Here is a 19,194-nt window from a genome sequence, read left to right as displayed (position 1 = left end):
CGTGCGTGTCAAGAAACGCCATCCTTGGGCCATCCGGTACGATCGCCGTTTGGCTGTTGTTGGCGGCCACGCTGATGACTCAGTCGGGTTGCCGTACCGCCGCGTCGATGGGGTTGCCGATTTCGGCCGGTGGTCACTCATTGCTTTCGTACGCCAAGGATTTGCGTCAATCGGCGGGGCATCCCAACGGCGTGCCTACCGAACTGGCCAAGTTGACATTGCCAGCACACCGCGTGGAGGCCGGCGACGTGCTGGTGATCGAACCGAACGATTTCAATTCGCCGGTTCGGCTCTCGGCTGACCAAACGGTGCAACAGGACGGAACCATCGAATTGGGATCTTACGGGCGGCTAACCGTTGCCGGTATGTCTGCCGAAGAGATTCAATCTCGGGTGCAGAACGTCGTCACGGCTCAAGAATCCGAGAAACGTCTGCACCGGATCGCGCTGGCGTCGCACCGCGATGGTGGTTCCGATGACGACGGTCAAGATGACAACGTCGATTATGGTGTCACCGTACGGCTAGTGAATAAAGAGAGCGGATTGTTTTACGTGATGGGAGAGGTCAACGCACCGGGATCCTATCCGTTGGTCGGTCACGAAACGGTGCTGGACGCGATCATCGCAGCAGGCGGATTGTCGGATCGTTCCAACGATCACAAAATCATCCTGACCCGACCACAGACCGCCAGCAATCCTCGTCAGATCATGCCCGTGTGCTACCAGCAGATCCTGCAACTGGGCGATGTGTCGACGAACTATCAATTGATGCCGGGCGACCGAATCTACGTTCCCAGCCTGACTCTTTGGGAAGACGTCAAGCAGAGCGTGTCGTGGGGCAACGAAAAGAGCTGTCCTCATTGCCGCGAGTATAAGTCGAAATGACATTCGTTGAACGCGTCGCGACGGCAGCAGGCGTACAGTCGTTGATGCATGGCTGCCAATCGGCATGTTCCCCCTGAAGAACCGTTCCAATTTCAGGGCGATCTGTGATTTCACTGGCCCCTTCTGTCAAGAAATAGTAGACGCGGCACTACCGTGGACGTTACGCTAGGCGGTTCCCACCTCCCGCGCAACAGACGTCCCACCTATGTCGCGATCCCTCATTGCCGCTCTAGCGTTTGCTTTCGTCTGCTCGGACCTCCGAGCGGATGTCGACTACGAAGCGGACATCAAGCCGATCTTTCAAGAGAAATGCGGCGCCTGCCATGGCGTTCTGAAGCAAGAGGGCGGGATCCGACTGGATGCGGGATCGCTGATCCGCGGTGACGAAGACGACAACGGCCTGTTGGATCTGGATGATCCGGCGGCAAGCGAACTGATTCGACGCGTGGCGACATCCGATCCTGACCTGCGGATGCCACCCGATGGAGAGGGGACGCCGCTGAGTTCGCTGCAAATTAAACAACTGACCCAGTGGATCCAGCAGGGCGCACCAAGCCCGCCGGACGAAGAGGTCATTGAATCGCCTCGGCAACACTGGGCATACCAACCGCCCGCCAAACCCGAACTGGCGACGGATGTGCCCGATCCGTGGTCGACGAATCCCGTCGACGCGTTGATGTTCGACAAGTGGCGTGAGCGCGGATTGGCCCCCGTTCAACCAGCAGATCCGACGACCGCACTGCGTCGCTTGCACTTTGATGTGACCGGGTTGCCACCGTCGGAAAGCGATCAAGTGGCCTTTGTGTCGGATCCATCGGACGCTGCTTGGAACGAACGAGTCGATCACTTGTTGAACGATCCGGCCTACGGCGAAAAATGGGGCCGGCACTGGATGGATGTTTGGCGATACAGCGATTGGGACGGTTACAAAAACGAACTTCGCGGTAGCCAACGTCACATCTGGCATTGGCGTGACTGGATCATCGAATCGCTAAACGTGGACAAGGGCTACGACACGATGGTCCGGGAAATGTTGGCGGGCGACGAGATCGCGTCAGAGGATCTTGACGTGCTGCGTGCCACGGGATTCCTGGTGCGGAACTTCCACAAAAGCAATCGTGATATCTGGCTCGATGCGACCGTGGAACACACTGCCAAAGCATTCCTGGGGATGACGATCGCATGCGCTCGTTGCCACGATCACAAGTATGATCCCATTTCGCAGCGGGAATACTACGCGTTCCGAGCCATCTTCCAACCGCACCATGTCCGGACCGAACGGCTGGCCGGTCAGCCCGATACCGGAAAACTTGGCTTACCCCGCGCCTACGACGCCGACCTTGATGCGGAAACCTATCTGTATATCCGCGGCAACGAAAAGAACCCAGACAAAGATCGGCCGCTAGATCCGTCCGTGCCGGAAATCGTGAAGGCCCCCTTTGCGATTCAATCGGTTCCGCTTTCCGATCTCGCATCGAAACCCTACCTGCGCGGCTACATCCAGACGGAAGAACTCGCGGCCGCAGATCGAAAGCTGAAGGCCGCGCGGAAGTCACTCGCCGCGTCGGAGGCAAAACAAGACTATGACGCCGACAGTGCATCGGCCGCGATCGCAAGACAACAGGTGACTGTCGCCCGAGCCAGTCTTCTTTCCGTTCAATCACGCTGGGCCGCAGCGACGGCTCAGGTAGCGACGCCGAAATCGTCCACCGAATCCAACGGCGATCCCGAGCAAAGTCAGACACTCGCCGTCCAGGCGGCGGATGCCGAGCGCAAACTCGGTTTCGAACAGTCGCTTTTGGACGTGCTGAAGCAACGGTTGGCATTGGCCGACGCAAAGGAATCCAAAGAAGCGGACGAGGCGAAGAAGAAGGCAGCTGTTGATGCTGCCGCCAAAAAGCTTGCGGAATCGGAACAGAACCTTGTCGACGCATCCGTTCAATCGGTCAACACCGACGACAAGTTCACGCCGGTCGGTAAAAGCTACCCAGCGACCAGCAGTGGTCGACGAACTGCGCTTGCCAATTGGATCACCGATGCGGAAAACCCGTTGACCGCGCGGGTTGCCGTTAACCACATTTGGATGCGTTACTTTGGCGAGCCCTTGGTTGAGAACGTCGACGACTTTGGTCTGCGATCGCCACGCCCGATTCACCACGAACTGCTGGATTGGTTGGCGGTCGAATTGGTCGAAAACGACTGGAGCATGAAACACATCCATCGATTGATTCTACAGTCGCAGACCTACCGACTCGCTTCCTCGGTGGCGCCGCAATCGCAGCCCGTGTTTGCAAAGAACGCCGAAATCGATCCTGACAATCTTCATTTTTGGCGATCCAACGTTCGCCGTCTGGATGCCGAACAGGTTCGCGACAACCTGCTGGCGGTTGCGGGCACCTTGGACCGCACGATGGGCGGCCAGGACATTGATTTTGGCAAGGGCGAAACGATCCTGCGACGCAGCATCTATTTTCGACATGCCTACGAGAAGCAGATGCCGATGCTGGTCGTCTTCGATGCAGCCAATCCGACCGATTGTTATCGGCGGTCCGAAAGCATCGTCCCTCAACAGGCACTGGCACTGGCCAACAGCCCGCTGGCGATCGATCAGGCTCGCAACACGGCAACGCGTCTAAGTTCCGAAGCCGCTGATGATCCATCGTTCGTCAGCCAGGCTTATGCGGCGATCCTTGGGCGGCCACCGACGCCAAGCGAGCGGTCCACTTGCGAGGCGTTCTTGGTCCAACAGGCAACGTTGCTGTCCAGCCCCGAGAAACTTTCGCAATCAACCGGCACCGCAAAATCGACGGTGCCGCCCGCAACCGATGCGAAGCTACGCGCACGTGAAAACCTGGTTCACGTTCTGTTCAACCACAACGATTTTGTGACGGTGCGATGACCATGAATTCCGGAAAGAACACAGCCAGTGCGTTTGCTGAACGTAACCGTCGCGGCTTCCTACAAGACCTCGGTTTGGGTTTCGGAAGCATCGCGTTGTCCAGCCTGTTGAACGGGGAATCGATCGCCGATAGCGGACTGAACAAGATCGCGCCGAAAGCCAAAAGCGTGATTTGGTTGTTCATGATTGGCGGTGCCAGCCACATGGAGACCTTCGATCCCAAACCCCAATTGACTCAGCTAGCCGGAAAAACGATCAAGGAAACCAAGTACGCTAACGTCTTGGATTCTCCCTATCTTGCAAACGAACGCGTGGTGGCCTTCGACCCCAACAACGGATTCATCCGCAACGAGATTTATCCGCTGCAGGTTGGTTTTGGACCGCGAGGCGAAAGCGGGATTGAGATCAGTGACTGGTTTCCGCACGTCAGCACCTGTGCCGACGACCTCTGTGTGATTCGGTCGATGTGGACCGAGGACAGTAACCACGGGGCGCAGTTGCAATTCCACACCGGGCGGCATCGTGTTGACGGGTTCTTTCCGACGATTGGTTCCTGGGCCACCTACGGTCTGGGGTCGCTCAACGACAACCTGCCCCAGTTCGTTGTGATGGGAACACCCGTTGCCGATTGTTGCGGTGGTCGTGAATGCCATCGTGCGAACTATCTGGGGCCTCAATACGACGGGGTGCCGCTGGACATCGATTCGGAAACTCCGCTGCCATACGCGGCCCCGCCCGGCGGCGTCTTTTTGGAAGAACAATCCGGTGAATTCGATCTGCTGCGTCAGTTGAACCAGCTTTCGTCATCCCAGTTCCCGGATGACGATGCGCTGCGAGCCCGGATCCGATCTTATGAACTTGCGTTTCGGATGCAGACAGCTGTTCCCGAAGTGGTCAGGTTGCAAGACGAATCCGCGTTGACGCAGCGGCAATACGGTCTGGATCAACCCGAGACCAAGGTGTTCGGTCGGCAGATGTTGACTGCACGTCGATTGGTCGAAAGCGGCGTTCGTTTTGTCCAGGTCTATCACGGCAGCAATGGTGGGGCAGGGCAGTGGGATAGCCACAGTGGCCTAAAGGCGGGGCACAGCAAACTGTGCAAACAGACGGACCAGCCGATCGCGGCATTGCTGAAAGATCTGAAACAACGTGGTTTGCTGGACGAAACATTGGTGGTGTGGGCCACCGAGTTTGGGCGGACTCCCGGCGCGCAGTCGTCCAATGGTCGCGATCATCATCCCTACGGATTCAGTGTCTGGATGGCCGGTGGCGGCGTGAAGGGTGGCATGGCTCACGGTGCCACCGACGAACTGGGATTCCACGCCGTTGAAGACCGGCATTATGTCACCGATATCCACGCCACCGTGTTGCACCAACTCGGGCTGAATCCCCACGAACTGGTCATTCCCGGTCGGCAACGTCTGGAAAAAGACTTCGGTCACGTGATCCATGATGTGATCGCCTAGTTGAACACCGACGGTGAACAGGGCTCGGGTGCAACGGCCTGTGCTGTCTCGCCGTTTGAGTCCGTTCCTTTCGCAATCGGGCCATCGATCTCTGGTATCTTGTTGCCCATCCGTGCCGCTTTCTAATTCGACAGAGAATCAACGTGACAGACGAACCCGAGCAAGCATCTGCATCGATCAGCGGCTATCGATTGGTGCTGCTGGTTCTGTTGGTGACTTCCATTTTGGTCAACTACATCGATCGAGGCGCGCTGTCGGTCGCGATTGGTGACATTGAAACCGAGTTTTCGCTGACGCCGTCCCAAAAGGGATTGCTGTTGTCAGTGTTCTTTTGGACCTATGCGTTGATGCAGTTGCCTGCTGGATGGCTGGTCGATCGATACGACGTCAAGTGGGTTTACGCAGGCGGTTTCCTGATTTGGACGATCGCAACGGCGCTGACCGGTTTTGTCGGCGGGTTCGTCTCGCTGATCGCCGTACGGTTGCTGTTAGGACTGGGCGAAAGTGCGGCCTATCCTGCGATCTCTCGACTGGTTGTCGAAAACTACCGGGAAGAACAACGAGGGACCGTCAATTCGCTGATCGACGCCGGGACCAAAATCGGACCGGCCTTTAGCATTCTGGTTGGCGGACTTTTGGTGGACCAGTTCGGGTGGCGTGCCCTGTTCATCACGCTGGGCATCGGCAGTCTTGTGTGGCTTGTGCCTTGGATCAAAATGATTCCCTCGCGTTCCCCACAGGATCACGCCGCCGGGGCGCAACCAGCCGGTCGACCGCGAATTCGACAGGTCGCGATGAACCGCAGCGTGTGGGGCAGTTCGCTAGGAATGTTTTCGCTGGGCTATGTCTGGTATTTCTTGTTGACTTGGTTGCCATCGTATTTGATGGACGTGCATGGATTGAATTTGAAGGAAACAGCCGTGTTGGCCGCGCTGCCATTCTTGGCGATGGCCATGTCGTCGGTGTTCTGGGGATGGGCTGCCGATCGCTTGATTCGATCAGGACGATCCCCCACATTGGCAAGGAAATCGATCGCGCTGTGCGGATTGGGGATTGCCGCGGTGTTGTTGGTGGCCGCGACCAAAGTGGTATCCGCATCCATGTGCATCGCGCTGTTGGCGGCTTCCTGCGCCGCATTGGGGATGTTCACCGCGAACGTCTGGGCGATGACGCAGACGATGGCTGGTCCCGCGGCAGGAAGTTGGACCGGCATTCAAAACTGCGTGGGGAATATGGGCGGTGTTCTTTCGCCGTTGGTCGCAGGTTGGTCGGTGGAACAAACCGGTTCTTACCAGACAGCGTTCTACTGCGCCGCTGGGGTCGTGATGCTTGGCATTGTGGCGTATCTGTTTTTGGTTGGACCTATACAAGAGATCAAGTGGCAGGAGAATCCATGACCGTGAAATCGCCCAGTCCCGATGACCCGGTCAGCCTGTTGGCTGATTTGGTCCGGATCAACAGCGTCAATCCGAACTATGACGGCGGTGTCCCCGAGGCCGAGATGGCGGATTACGTCGATCGCTATTTCACGCAGCGTGGGATCGAAACTTGGCGTCAACAGGTTTATCCGGATCGCCCCAATGTGATCGCACGGGTCCCCGGTCTGGATTCGAGTCGCCGAATCGTGCTGGAAGCTCACATGGACACGGTTTCAGTCGTAGGGATGACGATCCCGCCGTGGACACCCGAGATTCGTCAGGGGCGAATGTACGGACGTGGATCCTGTGATACCAAAGGCGGGATGGCGGCCATGATGAATGCCGTTTCAACCATGGTGTCGGCCGGGACCACACCACCCTGCGATGTGCTTTTCACCGCCACCATCGACGAGGAATTTTCGTATCGTGGCGTCGTCGCGCTGTGCGACTCGCTAGAACCCGGGCCGGTGGATGCCGCGATCCTGACGACGGAAAGTTCACCGACCCATCCGTGGACGGCGGACGCGGCAATCATTGCCGAACCCACGGACCTGCGGGCAGTGATCGCGAGTAAAGGCTTGGTGCGATGGAAAATCGTCACGACCGGCCGTTCGTCGCATTCGGCTAAGCCACACCTGGGCGTCAACGCGATCGAGCACATGGCGCACGTGATCACCGCCATCGAATCGGACACACGCCGTTTGGCAAAGTCAACGCATCCGCTGCTGGGCCCCGCGACTTGCAATATCGGCGTCGTCCGTGGTGGCGTGCAAATCAATTTCGTTCCCGATCGATGCGAGATCGAAATTGACCGCCGGCTGTTGCCTGGCGAAACTCGCGAAACCGTCCTGCAGCATTACCAGGATCTAGTCGACAAGGTCGCCGTCAACCAGACTTCCATGCAAGTGACGATGGAGCCGCCGATGTTAAGCGACCGGCCGCTGGAAACGAACGCGTCGTCGAAGGCTGTCCGCAACATCGTGTCGGTTCTGGAAGACATGAACTTGGATGCAACCCCCGCTGGTGTTCCGTTCTGCAGTGACGCCAGCAAGTTCGGCGCGTTGGGGATTCCCAGCATGATCCTGGGCCCCGGAAGCATCGACCAGGCGCACGCAGCGGTGGAGTACATTGAATGCAGCCAGGTTGTCCAAGCTGCTGAAATCTACCGTCGGTTTTTGCTTGCCTAACATCGTGATTGACTCCTTTGATTCAGGATTTGACGCCCCATGACTTTTTCATCCGCCCGTCCGTCACGACGGGACTTTCTTGTTACCGGTGCCGCCGCCGCCGCCGTCGCAACCACTGGCTTGGCCGCGGATGTGGGCGCCCAATCCGACACCGATCCGGGGTGGATTGATGCTCACGTTCACGTCTGGACACCGGACGTTGCGAAGTATCCCATCAGTCCGCGATTCAAGGTCGCGGACATGCAACCGGCCAGCTTCACGCCCGACCAACTTTTGGATCAATGCAAACCAGTCGGGGTGCGACGCATCGTTCTGATTCAGATGAGTTTCTATGAGTTTGATCATCGTTACATGCTGCATGCGATGCGGACGCATCCGGGGGCTTTTTCGGGAGTCGCATTGATCGACTTTCGCGACAAGCACTTGGTCGATCGCATCGACGAACTTCAGAAACAGGGCGTCCGAGGATTCCGCATTCCGACCGACGGAAAGACGGATCGATGGGTCGACGATCCAGGAATGGCGAAGCTTTGGCAGACGGCGGCTGTGCGCGGGCTAGCGATTTGTCCGCTGATCAACCCGCAGGACATCTCCAGCGTGGATGCACTCTGCGAACGTTACCCGGAAACCACCGTCGTGATTGACCACTTTGCTCGCGTTGGTGTTTCGGGAACGATCGAATCGGTACCGTTGGCGAATCTGTGTCAGCTGGCACGACATCCCAATACACACGTAAAGACGTCGGCTTTTTACGCGCTGGGAATGAAAACACCGCCGTACGACGACCTGAAGCCCATGATCCGCAAGGTCTATGACAGCTTTGGCCCAGAGCGTTTGATGTGGGCGAGCGACTGTCCCTACCAAGTCGACGCTCCGCATACTTACCAAGCATCGATTGCGCTTGTGCGTGATCGGATCGGCTTTCTTTCCGATTCCGACAAACAGTGGATGCTAAGAGGCACCGCCGAGAAGGTCTTCTTCGCATGACACAGACCCACGACATCACCACGATTGCCGACGTCCGGGCAGCCGAAGGCGTGATTCGCCAATTCCTTTCGCCGGTGCCGATGGTCCGTTCCTATGCACTGGAATCCGCCCTGGGGCTAGCGGCGGGGCGACGCGTTTGGATCAAGGATTACGGTTGGACACCGGTTGGGTCGTTCAAGGTGCTCGGTGCGCTTAACTGGATGGCCAGAAACGCAGAATCTATTGGCGATCGTCCGGTCGCAGCGCATTCGTCTGGGAACTTCGCATCCGGTTTGTCGTTTGCCGGACATGCGTATGGCAAGCGAGTCATCATCGTGATGCCGGATGACGCACCCGAGATCAAGTTTGAACGCACTCGTTCGTTTGGCGCCGAAATTCGCACCTATGACAAGTCCACTGATCACGTGACCGGGCTGCGAGACCAATTGACTCGCGAGATTGCGGAAGCCGAACGCGCCGTGCAAGCGTCGCCGTACGATGACAAGAATGTGATCGCGGGCAATGGAGTGGGCGGCCTGGAAATCGTAGACGAGCTAAAACGCCAAGGCCGGGGGCTGTCTCAGTTTGTCTGTGCCGTCAGTGGCGGTGGTTTGATGGCCGGGCATGCACTCGCGATCGCGGACGGGTTTCCGGCGGCCCAGATCGTGGCCGTCGAACCAAGTGGCGCCGACGACTTTGCCCGTTCGCTTGCAGCCGGACGTCGAATCCGCGTGGAGAAGCCCGAAAGCATCTGTGACGGTTTGCTTTCCTACGATGTGGGAACCCACAACTGGCCCATCATGCAGTCCAAAGTGTCCTCGGCTATCACCGTTTCGGACGATCAAACCAAAGATGCGATGAAGTGGATTCAGCAGCATCATGGGCTACGCACCGAGCCTTCGGGTGCGGTGACCACCGCGGCGCTGTTGTCGAATCAAGTCGCGACCGATGGCGATGGCGATATCGTCGTGGTTGTCAGCGGCCGCAACGTCGATGCCGACGATTTCCGCGATTGGACCAACTGATCCGAAGCGGCCGATTCTGCTTTCCCGCCTGATCCCGTCTGTCACCAACCCTCCGATCCCTCCCTTGGTATTTTGATCGATGAACCCTTGCCTTGTCCCCGCGTTTGCGGCATCCATGTTGATCGCCTGCTCCGTCACAACGGTGTCCGCCCAGAATTCCGTCGCCCAGGATTCCGCCTTGCCCACGGTGTCATCCACAGCCGTTGACCATTTGAAGTTGGCGCAGCAATTGGAAAGTTCCCAAGGCAACTTTGTGATTCCCGCAGGGCATTACGAGTTTGGTGGTACTCTGGAAATCGATTTGACCAAGTTCGGTGCCTTGTCACTTCGTGGTGATGGGCCAGTGACGATCCATATGAACGCGGCCGGGCCTGCGATTCGTATCACGGGCAGCCTGGTCGGTTCCGCGGACCCGAAACAGATCCAACCGCACACGTGGCTAGAACGCATGCCGTTGATCGATGGCATTGGAATCGTTGGGGCGCATCCCGAAGCAGACGGCATCGAATTGGTCCAGACCATGCAAGCGACGATCAGCCGCGTTCACGTACGCAAGGCCCGCCACGGGATCGTGCTGAGCAAGCGGAATCGCAATGTCGCGATCTCGAACGTGCACCTGTACGAGAACTCTGGTATCGGTCTGTTCCTAAACGAGGTCAACCTGCACCAGTTCAACGTCGCCAACTCGCACATCAGTTACAACAGGGGCGGAGGAATCGTGGTTCGCGGCGGCAATGTACGCAATGTCCACATCACCGGATGCGACATCGAAGCCAACATGCCCGACGACACCACCCCCACCGAATCAGGAAACATCTTTGTGGATTGTCGCAAGAGTGGATCCATCGCAGAGATGGCGATCACCGGAAACACGATTCAGCATTCCGCGCACTACCATGCACAAAAGCAAGCGCCGGGTGGTGCGAACATTCGCATCGCCGGTCGCGACGAATACCAGCCCAACATGATTACGGTCACGGGAAATGTGCTTAGCGATACGCACACCCATGTGCACCTGATCCAAGCATCTGATGTCACCCTGGTCGGCAACACCTATTTCACGACCGAGCCAACGGACGTTTTGGTCCAGAAGTGTGAAAGGATCGTGATCGCCAACAGCATCATGAATCCGCGCGAAGCATCCGGTACAGGCCAGGTCGTTTTGGAACAATCTTCGAATTGTAGCGTTACCGGTTTGGTCTGCCACAATCTGCTGGGCGGCAACGCAGCCATCACGTTAGAAGCGTGCAAACACACGCGAGTTAGCGAATGCGTCATTTCGGGTTCCCGAAACGGCATCGAAATCGCAGACTGCACCAACTGTAGCGTTACCGATTGCACCGTCACCGATCTTCCGGAATCCGGTCAAGGCGTCGTCGGACAGACTGACGCAAACCGGGTTCGCGACGTTTCCGCATCGCACGTGGAATCGCGGCAAGCGACGGCGAACTGATTTATTTGAACAGATCGCTCGTGCGATGGACCGTCTGTCGATGCGGCGATCGGTCGCGATCCCGCGTGTCCATTGTCGGTTGCCGGTCCCAGTACCATGATGGTCCCCGACATTTGGATCGTGAACTCGATCGCGCCGTGCCAGACGCATCCGAACAACTACAGGACGAACAACGGCATCGCTTGGCAGCCCGCCAAGCACCACCCGATTTCGGACCGAACCGCACTGATCGAGCGTGGATTGGCTTGCGTGACGGAGTCTAGGTCCTTGCCGATCGCAAACCGCTGCTTCATCCATCCAATTGCGTGACCGAGTGTTGGGACCGGGTGATGACGCCGTCTTCCATTTCGTAGGTCGTGTCAAAGACATCAAGAGATCGGTGATCATGCGTGACGACGATCACGGCAGATCCTTGTTCATGGGCGACCTTCGCAAACAGTTCCATCACTTGGCGGCCGCGCTGACCGTCCAACGCAGCGGTGGGTTCGTCGGCTAGGATCACGCTTGGGTGATTCGCAAGCGCCCGAGCGACCGCGACTCGCTGTTGTTGGCCTCCGGACAACATGGATGGAAAGTTGTCCGCACGATCTGCGACCCCCAAATAGTCCATCAACTCCAACGCACGCTTACGCGACGCACGCTTGGATTCGCCGTTAAGCTGCATCGCAATCTGAACGTTTTCGATTGCCGATAGAAACGGAATCAAATTCGACTTCTGGAATACGTATCCGATGTGCTGTCGACGAAAGGAACGCAGATTGACGCCCGCGGTCTCGCCATCCAGGACGAGAGTGCCGCGGATTACGATGGTGCCGGATGTCGGCGGGTTGATCAGCCCAATCGCGGTTAGAAAGGTCGACTTTCCGCTGCCGCTAGGGCCAAGCAAGGCGACAACCTCCCCGGATTGAACGGTCATCGAAGCTTCTCGCATTGCGACCACCTCGGTGTTTTCGCTTCCGTATCGTTTGGTCAAATCGGTTGCCACGATGGCGGCTTGCTCTTGATCCGGTTTGCTCATGTGAGAGCCTCGTTGGGGGAAACCTTCAAGGCTTTCCAAATCCCCATCAGGCTGGATCCAATCGAAATCGCGACAACCACAAGTGCCAACTGAATCAGATCGATATCCGCCAAAATCACGCGGCGGGGGAAGTGAGGGAACAATTGGCTACCAAGCAGATAGGCGATCGCGTAACCCACCAATCCAAGGACGAGGGCTTGTTGCAGGATCAAGCCAAGAATCACAAAGTTCGACGCTCCGATCAGTTTCAGCAGTGCGATCGAGTGAATCTTGTCGAGCGTCAGCGTATACAAGATCAGGGCCATGATGATCGCTGCGATAGCCGTCAACAGAATGCGAAACATGCCGATCTGTCGGCGAGCCTTCTCCACGGTCCCGCGAAGCAGCAACTGTTTTTGACCATCACTGGTGAAAGCCGAAACATCGCCCCAACCATCGATGATCGACATCACATCCTCGGCAAGGTGACCCTTGGACACTTTTACCATGACCGCACTGACCTGCGACCGAGCAATCGCGGGAAGTTGTGCGGTGGGGTTGGATGCGTTGTCCAAAAGCGACGGTTGGCGAACAATTGCTTCGAAGGCTTCACCGCGTGATTCTCTGGCCGATCGCTCCAGACGAATCGCTTCACCGGGGCTGTCAAATTGAATCGATTGCGCGTCGGAAATTGAAAAGAAGGCCAACCCGTCACCGCTGGCACTGATCATGCTATCGGTCACACCAACGACCGTGAAATGGTCCCTTCCCAACGGAATCGTTTCACCAACCTTCATGCCCAACGAACGGTCGGCGATCATTTCATAGTGAGCCCGCCGAAGTGAGCGGCCCTCGACAAGTGGCAGCCACCCTCCTTGATCGGTCGGCCAATCGAGCCCTAGAACCGCGATCCGCATGGGGTGCCCCCAACGTTCCCGTTGGATCGTGTGGTAAACAAATCCTCGCGATGATTGGACACCGGGGACCGCAGCAACGCGGTGCACAAGCGTCGGCGGTACGCGGGACAGTTCGGCAAACGGGCCACGGGTGTCACGCTGGACAACCCAGATGTCGGCATCCACACGGTCGACCAACAATGTCGCGTCCTCGATGATGCCGCGGTAGATCCCGCCCATGCCCATCACGACCATCAACAGCATTCCAATGCCGACGGCTGTCAGAACGAATCGTCCCCAATTGTGTTTGATGTCTTTGAATGCCAAGTTCATGGAACCACGACCCTGCGGCCGGATTCAAGCGATCCGCCGTCCGATACTGGTTTCACAATGACGGTGCCCGCCGCCAAACCCGTGGGGATCCCAATCGAATCGGCATGTTCAGTGCCAAGCGTCAATGGTTGCCAGATCGCAGCCCCGCCATCGTTGACAAAGACGCCATCTTGACCATCACGTCGGACCAAAAATGGTTTCGGAACCAGGGGAACATCTTGTGGATCCGCGACACGAACAAAGGCTTCGGCGCGTTGACCCACGGCCCAGTTCTTGGGCAACTCGATCACACGGACATCGACCACAAATTCCCGCGTCTCTCGGTCGGCTTCGCGTCCCAGTCGCACAACTTGCGCCGGAAAAGATCGATTCGGTTCCGAGCGAAACACGACTCGGGCCTGCTGACCGGTGTCCAGTTTTGACATCTCGGTTTCATCGACCCATGCGCTGATCCATAGTTCGTCGGTCGAAATCAACGTCAAAATCGCACTGCCCGGCACGACGACATCACCGGGTTCGCGACGTCGCTTCACCAGCATTCCATCAAAGGGTGCGACGATCACCGTGTCGCTGAGCCGGGCTTGTTGATACTGCAGGTTTTTCTCCGCCGACAACAACCCTTTTTGTCCCTCGTTGATACCGGCTTCGGCACGAGACACGTCGGCAACAGCGATCCCAAGTGCTTCGGCGGCCTGGTCGATGTCGCCTTGGCTGGTTGCGTCTCGCTTGGCAAGCTGTTCAACGCGGTTGTAGTTCTTTTCCGCCTGCGTCAGCACGACGTTGGCGCGATCTTTGTCAGCTTTCAGCCGAACGATGGCGGCGTTGGCTGTTTCGACGTTCGCTGCGGCGATGGCAACCTGTTGCTCCAGTTCGCTACTGTCAAGTCGCACCAACTGATCCCCGGCCGACACGGTGTCTCCTTGATCTGCGAACAGGGCTTCGATGCGCCCCGAGATCTTGGGGCTGATGGTGGCGGAAACGCGGGCTTCCAACGTTCCGGTGCCCATCACTTCGTCAAACACAGTGCCGATCTGAACCTGGTGTTCTATCACGGGGACGGGTTTGAACCGTAGCCAGTAAACGACGCCACCGACAACCGCGACTAAGATTGCGAGATTCAGCAGTTTGGCGGCGTGTCGCATCAGCGGGCTCCTTCGCTGGCAACAAACGCCACCGAAGTCACCCCGGGCAATAGACGGACCGCGACCTGCATCACGCACTGATCATTTCGATCCGTATCGGTACACTCGATGGTCACCTTGCCCGCCGTTTCGCTGACAAACTTCGCTTGCACGTATCCAAGTTTCAACAACGATTCGTTGACACGTTGTTTCAGGTCGACATCGTTGGGGGGACTGTCTGCATCTATCGGTGTTTCCGTCATTTGTGGTTCGCTTTGATTCATCGCTTGGGTACCTCGGTGGTGAATGTGTGTCGTACGCAGGTGGTCGTTCTGGTCGTGAATGTCTGGATCAGTCGGCGATCTGTTCGTATTGGGCAGGAATCTTGTAGCGGTCGCTGTAGGTGTGGACCCGCTTGGTCGGCTGGCCGTCTAAGGTGATCAGTGGCAAGCCGGCGCCGACCCACTTCAGGATGCTCCCCTCGTAGTTCTTTACCTTGACATCTTTGCCTGCCAGTTCGCGTGCATAGTTGCCACTGCGTCCACCGACGGTGCAATATGCAATGACTAGCTTTCCCCGATACTTCGCCGGATCCTCTTCATACTGCTGTTTGGTGATCGCGCCGGGAATGACAGAAACCTTCACTTCCTTGTTGGACCTTACATCCACCAGTACGAAGTTTGCCTCGGGGGCTTCCGTGCCCGAGTCTTTCGCTTTCAAAACCGCCTGATGCTGTTGTGACAACATCTTGTTCAGCTCGTCGGTTTCAACGGTCTCAATTTTAGGACCGCCAAAAAGACGCCCAAACTGGGCCGATACAGGAACGGCCGTCATACACACCAGTGTGAGCGTGGCGATTGGAATCAAGTTGTTCTTCATGTTGAATTGGTTTCAGGACTGTGAGGAAAAAGGTCAATCGATCGTGATGGATGAAATCAAACGTTTGCGACCTGGATCAGCTGGATGGCATTTGAACCCAGAACCATCCACGTAGCTCGCCTTCGCGAAACCCCGTGGCTTTGTCGGCGGGGTACAGCTTGGCAAGTTGATCGGAGATGATGGGGGCAATCTGGTCTTCGGGACCGTGGCACATCAAACATTGGCTTTGCAATTTGATCGGCAGCAAAGCGGCCGAGTCACCGTTGTCAAGTTTAACGAAAGTCGCCGTATCGATGCGTTGTTCCGTCAGCGGCTTGGCCCAAGCCGGCGGCTGGTTTTGGGGGTTTCGCAGTCGAACGCCTGTCCGTCCGATACGCATGCCCGTCGCCTGGCCAACTTCCGCCGCCATTTGAGAAGCTTCCTTCTGACAAACCTGAATTGCCGCCGCGGGCCCTTGTTGGCCCATCGCTTGCATCAGTCGGCCTGATAGCTTTTGGAACAACGCGTCCTTCGCCGCCAACATGGATTGCTGGTCTTCTTCGCTAGGCAGTTCACCTGCGACCACCGCCGTCGTGTCGGCGGTATCTTGCGTGTTCGGCTCGCTGACGGAGATGTCTTTTTGTCCGCATCCCATCAATGCGATGGTCGTCAGGACGCACGCAAGGGGAAGGGGTGATCGGATCACTGTACGTTTCATTCTCTCGATTCCTGTCGTGAAAGAACGCATCCCCATTCGTACATCCCCGAGGGATGGTTGACCTGAACAGGATCGCTGGTCCAACCCCAGCTTGGTTCGTCAAATAGGTTGCGCATGGTGGTGAGGTGACATCGAAAGGGTGGGCGGTCATCTTGTTCATTTCCCAAGCGGAAGGTAGGCGTATCCGTCGGCTTGTAGGTTGACGACCGCGGTAAGTGCCGAGACCGCAGTCTGCACAAATACCGCAACGTCCTTCGGGGATGATCCTTTGGAGATCAACGTTTGCCCACAGACATACATTTCGACGTCGGCTTCGTGCAGCTGCCGCAGCAGATCCAAATTGGGGTTTTCGTCCGTGCTGAACTTTTCCGCGTAGGCATCTGAATTCAGGACGGCCAGCGTTGCGTCGCCGTGGAAGACCAACGCGATCTGGGCGGATGCGGGCTCTGCGCCGCCACCGGCGTAGATGTTCAGATACTTCGCAACCTTTTCAAGTGCGTTGTTCAATTCACCGGGGTCGCTACCCCGCGTGATGTCAACAAGCAGCTTGGTGCCGGTGCGTGGTTGCATCGCGGCGACTGGCAATTGGACAACCGCACCGTGGCCCGCGATCGCGGGATGTGAGGTTCCGACCGCCGTTGCAGGTTGCTGCGATGGAACAGCATGATTCTTCATCGCTTCGGCGAAGCCATGCTCCACAAAACCCGAGACTGCCTTCGCGTGGGCCTGGATCAATTTGGCGACGTACGCATCGTCGGACGTTTCGGTAACCCGGACGCCTTTTTCGGTGTCCTCGTGAATCATCTTGATCTTATCGGTATGCTTGAATATCTCTGCGAACAGTGGATCTCGCATGCGGATCGGATTCGTGTTCTCGATACGATACTCCATCCACTCGACGTGCTCTTTGATCTTGCTGGCGATCTCGGGAACGTCGGACTCTGTCAACGTTTCGACGCCGTTGGGCAATTCCTTGACCGTGCGTCGGATCTGTTGGTGGTTCTGCAATAGGTACTGAAAGACGCTGCGATCTTCGTCGTGTCGATCATCGTGCCCATGGTGTCCATGATTTTCCGTCGCTGGCGCCGCTTCATGCTGTGCCTGGCCTTGTCGGCCCTGGCCCGCTGCACGTCCTGCGCCACGTCCCATTCCACGCCCCGGCCCCAATCCTTGTCCGCGTCCAGCCCCAAAACCGGGGCCGTGTCCCTGTCCGTGTCCCTGTCCACGGCTCTGGTTGTCTTGTGACCAAGCCGCCGCCGACAGCAATGTACAGCAGCAACCGATGACGATTAAAAGAGGAAAGCGATTCATGTGGGCACCTATGGGGACGCAGAATTTGGATGAAAGGGTTCGCAGCGACTACTCGGCGGAGGAATGTGTCGTGGGTGCCGGCATGTGTTTGGCGATATAGGCCGGTTCGCCCATCCGCTTTAGCAAATCAAGCTGCAATTCCAGCCAACTCATGTGTCCTTCCTCGTCCAACGCGATTCGCTCGAAAAGCAACCGGCCGCCGATGTCGCCTTCCTGCGCCGCTTCGACCGAGGCCTTGGAATAAAACTCGATTGCTTCTGTTTCGTCGGCAAGGTCCAGTTCGAACATCTCCTTCAGCGACGTGGCCCGTTTGGGAAGCTTGGCATGTTCGACGCGCGGTTCGCCCTTTAGAAACAGCAACCGCACCAGGAATGCTTCCGAGTGGCCCATTTCCTCCATCATCTCCTCACGCATCTTGGCGGCTAGAAGATCCATGCCCCAATCGTCCAGGACGCATGCATGCAGTTGATACTGATGCATCGCTGTGAGTTCCATCGATAGAGCGGTCTGCAGGTTTTGCTTCGTGATCGGCTTGTTCATCGGTTTCCCTTATGGGGTGAAGTGAAAAAATGTTGATTTGCTTGACCACGCGATTGTTGGTGGCCTCGCACTGCTATTTGAATTCAACGACGACGGATGTGCCGCTGCGAGATGGCAGTCGCGGCAAGGTGATTGGTGGGAACTCGCCCACCAAGGATTCCATGAACGCTACGAGGTCGGAAATTTCGTCCTCGGACAGATCTGTATCTAGCTGCGTGCTTGCCATCACCCGACATGCCTCGGCAAGCGACGCGACATTGCCGTTGTGCATGTACGGAGCGGTCAGCGTAATGTTTCGCAGAACCGGCGTTTTGAATTGGTGGGCGTCTGATTCTTGCTGCGTCGCCTCCGCCCTGCCGCGGTCGCTGTCGAGATCATATTTCCTGACGAAGGACGAATCCAAATTCCGCGGAAATTCAACGAAGACCGCTTCGTCATCGCCGGGGTCCCATCCGTTCAACGCTGGCCCAAAATGGCACTCGGTACATCCGGTGGACTGGAACAAGTCCATGCCGCGAACCTGAGCATCGGTCAGGGCGTTCTTGTCGCCTGCCAAATAGTGGTCCAGCGGTGCGTTGGGGGTGATCAAAGTTCGTTCGAATGCCGCGATTGCCGTCACCGCGTTGTCGATCGTGACTGCGTTGCCTTGGCCGAAGACGTTGTCGAACTCTCGGACATAGTCCGGAATTTGCTGAATCCGCCCGACGACTTGATCGTGGACGCCCATCCCCATTTCGACATCTGCGACGAACGGTCCCTTGGCCTGTTCCGCTAGATCCTTTGCACGACCGTCCCAAAACTGAGACGATTGGAAGACTGCATTCCAAACGGTTGGTGAATTTCGCCCTCCCGTCAACCCGTCGACACCCATCGACGTGGCGCGACCATCGTCCCCGCCTTCCATCAGGTTGTGGCAACTGTTGCAAGACACCGTGCCCGTAGCCGAAAGCCTCGGATCAAAGAATAGCTTCTTGCCCAGTGCGATGATCTGCGGCGAATCGGTTTCCAAAGTCGCAGTCTTGGGAAGGGCGGCGAAGTCTGCCGCCACGACCGTGGTTGCCGCCATCGCAATCAAGCTGCAAAGTGTTCGGACTAGCATGGTTGGGGTGTTCACAATCATCG

General features: G+C 57.3%; 18 protein-coding genes. 8 read left to right on the top strand and 10 right to left on the bottom strand.

All coding sequences use genetic code 11. From position 1 onward, the window contains the following. Positions 1-5 precede the first annotated feature (5 nt). The 8 genes from K227x_RS14860 to K227x_RS14825 all read left to right on the top strand — a co-directional run bounded on the left by K227x_RS14860 (position 6) and on the right by K227x_RS14825 (position 11,298). Complete coding sequence (locus K227x_RS14860) at positions 6-884, top strand: polysaccharide biosynthesis/export family protein (protein WP_218933254.1); 879 nt, start codon at positions 6-8, stop codon at positions 882-884. Positions 885-1,089: 205 nt separating this feature from the next. Further along, positions 1,090-3,783, top strand: coding sequence for a PSD1 and planctomycete cytochrome C domain-containing protein (locus K227x_RS14855; RefSeq protein ID WP_145170620.1), 2,694 nt, complete (start codon positions 1,090-1,092; stop codon positions 3,781-3,783). After that, positions 3,780-5,249, top strand: a complete 1,470-nt coding sequence (locus tag K227x_RS14850) for a DUF1501 domain-containing protein (RefSeq protein ID WP_145170618.1) — start codon at positions 3,780-3,782, stop codon at positions 5,247-5,249. Before K227x_RS14855 ends, K227x_RS14850 begins: the two co-directional genes overlap by 4 nt. Positions 5,250-5,392: 143 nt before the next feature. Beyond that, positions 5,393-6,646, top strand: coding sequence for an MFS transporter (locus K227x_RS14845; protein ID WP_246146819.1), 1,254 nt, complete (start codon positions 5,393-5,395; stop codon positions 6,644-6,646). Then, positions 6,643-7,854, top strand: a complete 1,212-nt coding sequence (locus tag K227x_RS14840) for a M20 family metallopeptidase (RefSeq protein ID WP_145170616.1) — start codon at positions 6,643-6,645, stop codon at positions 7,852-7,854. Before K227x_RS14845 ends, K227x_RS14840 begins: the two co-directional genes overlap by 4 nt. A gap of 39 nt (positions 7,855-7,893) precedes the next feature. Further along, the gene (locus K227x_RS14835) at positions 7,894-8,841 is read left to right on the top strand and encodes an amidohydrolase family protein (protein WP_145170614.1); all 948 of its coding nucleotides are present in this window, start codon (positions 7,894-7,896) and stop codon (positions 8,839-8,841) included. Next, complete coding sequence (locus K227x_RS14830) at positions 8,838-9,845, top strand: threonine ammonia-lyase (RefSeq protein WP_145170612.1); 1,008 nt, start codon at positions 8,838-8,840, stop codon at positions 9,843-9,845. The genes K227x_RS14835 and K227x_RS14830 overlap by 4 nt, the downstream gene beginning before the upstream one ends. A gap of 79 nt (positions 9,846-9,924) precedes the next feature. Continuing rightward, on the top strand, positions 9,925-11,298 hold the full coding sequence (locus tag K227x_RS14825; RefSeq protein ID WP_145170610.1) for a right-handed parallel beta-helix repeat-containing protein: 1,374 nt from the start codon (positions 9,925-9,927) through the stop codon (positions 11,296-11,298). A 158-nt stretch (positions 11,299-11,456) separates the two neighbouring features. Here K227x_RS14825 and K227x_RS31425 read toward each other — a convergent pair whose 3' ends face one another. From K227x_RS31425 to K227x_RS14780, 10 genes are all read right to left on the bottom strand, one after another. After that, complete coding sequence (locus K227x_RS31425; RefSeq protein ID WP_261343449.1) at positions 11,457-11,591, bottom strand: hypothetical protein; 135 nt, start codon at positions 11,589-11,591, stop codon at positions 11,457-11,459. Next, complete coding sequence (locus tag K227x_RS14820; RefSeq protein WP_145170608.1) at positions 11,588-12,316, bottom strand: ABC transporter ATP-binding protein; 729 nt, start codon at positions 12,314-12,316, stop codon at positions 11,588-11,590. The genes K227x_RS31425 and K227x_RS14820 overlap by 4 nt, the downstream gene beginning before the upstream one ends. Next, positions 12,313-13,524, bottom strand: a complete 1,212-nt coding sequence (locus K227x_RS14815) for an ABC transporter permease (RefSeq protein ID WP_145170606.1) — start codon at positions 13,522-13,524, stop codon at positions 12,313-12,315. The genes K227x_RS14820 and K227x_RS14815 overlap by 4 nt, the downstream gene beginning before the upstream one ends. Continuing rightward, positions 13,521-14,666, bottom strand: a complete 1,146-nt coding sequence (locus tag K227x_RS14810) for an efflux RND transporter periplasmic adaptor subunit (protein ID WP_145170604.1) — start codon at positions 14,664-14,666, stop codon at positions 13,521-13,523. Before K227x_RS14810 ends, K227x_RS14815 begins: the two co-directional genes overlap by 4 nt. Further along, positions 14,666-14,929 (bottom strand): hypothetical protein, encoded by a 264-nt coding sequence (locus K227x_RS14805; protein ID WP_145170601.1) that lies wholly within the window; start codon positions 14,927-14,929, stop codon positions 14,666-14,668. Before K227x_RS14805 ends, K227x_RS14810 begins: the two co-directional genes overlap by 1 nt. A 67-nt stretch (positions 14,930-14,996) precedes the next feature. Then, complete coding sequence (locus tag K227x_RS14800) at positions 14,997-15,524, bottom strand: rhodanese-like domain-containing protein (RefSeq protein WP_145170599.1); 528 nt, start codon at positions 15,522-15,524, stop codon at positions 14,997-14,999. A 76-nt stretch (positions 15,525-15,600) separates the two neighbouring features. Next, on the bottom strand, positions 15,601-16,221 hold the full coding sequence (locus tag K227x_RS14795; protein ID WP_246146818.1) for a c-type heme family protein: 621 nt from the start codon (positions 16,219-16,221) through the stop codon (positions 15,601-15,603). A gap of 156 nt (positions 16,222-16,377) precedes the next feature. Then, the gene (locus tag K227x_RS14790; RefSeq protein ID WP_145170598.1) at positions 16,378-17,532 is read right to left on the bottom strand and encodes a DsrE family protein; all 1,155 of its coding nucleotides are present in this window, start codon (positions 17,530-17,532) and stop codon (positions 16,378-16,380) included. Between the two features lie 48 nt (positions 17,533-17,580). Beyond that, positions 17,581-18,072, bottom strand: coding sequence for a bacterioferritin (locus tag K227x_RS14785; protein WP_145170596.1), 492 nt, complete (start codon positions 18,070-18,072; stop codon positions 17,581-17,583). A gap of 73 nt (positions 18,073-18,145) precedes the next feature. Continuing rightward, on the bottom strand, positions 18,146-19,192 hold the full coding sequence (locus K227x_RS14780) for a cytochrome-c peroxidase (RefSeq protein ID WP_218934020.1): 1,047 nt from the start codon (positions 19,190-19,192) through the stop codon (positions 18,146-18,148). Positions 19,193-19,194 lie beyond the last annotated feature (2 nt).

Origin of the sequence: Rubripirellula lacrimiformis (genome assembly GCF_007741535.1) — a bacterium.
Taxonomy (GTDB): Bacteria; Planctomycetota; Planctomycetia; order Pirellulales; family Pirellulaceae; genus Rubripirellula; species Rubripirellula lacrimiformis.
The sequence above is the reverse complement of the archived record's forward strand: the minus strand, read 5'-3'. Positions and strand labels throughout refer to the sequence as shown.

Coding starts and splice junctions, on each gene's coding strand:
- K227x_RS14780 (WP_218934020.1), bottom strand. CDS start 19,192: ATGATTGTGAACACCCCAACCATGCTAGTCCGAACACTTTGCAGCTTG.
- K227x_RS14810 (WP_145170604.1), bottom strand. CDS start 14,666: ATGCGACACGCCGCCAAACTGCTGAATCTCGCAATCTTAGTCGCGGTT.
- K227x_RS14850 (WP_145170618.1), top strand. CDS start 3,780: ATGACCATGAATTCCGGAAAGAACACAGCCAGTGCGTTTGCTGAACGT.
- K227x_RS14830 (WP_145170612.1), top strand. CDS start 8,838: ATGACACAGACCCACGACATCACCACGATTGCCGACGTCCGGGCAGCC.
- K227x_RS14815 (WP_145170606.1), bottom strand. CDS start 13,524: ATGAACTTGGCATTCAAAGACATCAAACACAATTGGGGACGATTCGTT.
- K227x_RS14805 (WP_145170601.1), bottom strand. CDS start 14,929: ATGAATCAAAGCGAACCACAAATGACGGAAACACCGATAGATGCAGAC.
- K227x_RS14785 (WP_145170596.1), bottom strand. CDS start 18,072: ATGAACAAGCCGATCACGAAGCAAAACCTGCAGACCGCTCTATCGATG.
- K227x_RS14840 (WP_145170616.1), top strand. CDS start 6,643: ATGACCGTGAAATCGCCCAGTCCCGATGACCCGGTCAGCCTGTTGGCT.
- K227x_RS14820 (WP_145170608.1), bottom strand. CDS start 12,316: ATGAGCAAACCGGATCAAGAGCAAGCCGCCATCGTGGCAACCGATTTG.
- K227x_RS14790 (WP_145170598.1), bottom strand. CDS start 17,532: ATGAATCGCTTTCCTCTTTTAATCGTCATCGGTTGCTGCTGTACATTG.
- K227x_RS14825 (WP_145170610.1), top strand. CDS start 9,925: ATGAACCCTTGCCTTGTCCCCGCGTTTGCGGCATCCATGTTGATCGCC.
- K227x_RS31425 (WP_261343449.1), bottom strand. CDS start 11,591: ATGAAGCAGCGGTTTGCGATCGGCAAGGACCTAGACTCCGTCACGCAA.
- K227x_RS14855 (WP_145170620.1), top strand. CDS start 1,090: ATGTCGCGATCCCTCATTGCCGCTCTAGCGTTTGCTTTCGTCTGCTCG.
- K227x_RS14800 (WP_145170599.1), bottom strand. CDS start 15,524: ATGAAGAACAACTTGATTCCAATCGCCACGCTCACACTGGTGTGTATG.
- K227x_RS14795 (WP_246146818.1), bottom strand. CDS start 16,221: ATGAAACGTACAGTGATCCGATCACCCCTTCCCCTTGCGTGCGTCCTG.
- K227x_RS14835 (WP_145170614.1), top strand. CDS start 7,894: ATGACTTTTTCATCCGCCCGTCCGTCACGACGGGACTTTCTTGTTACC.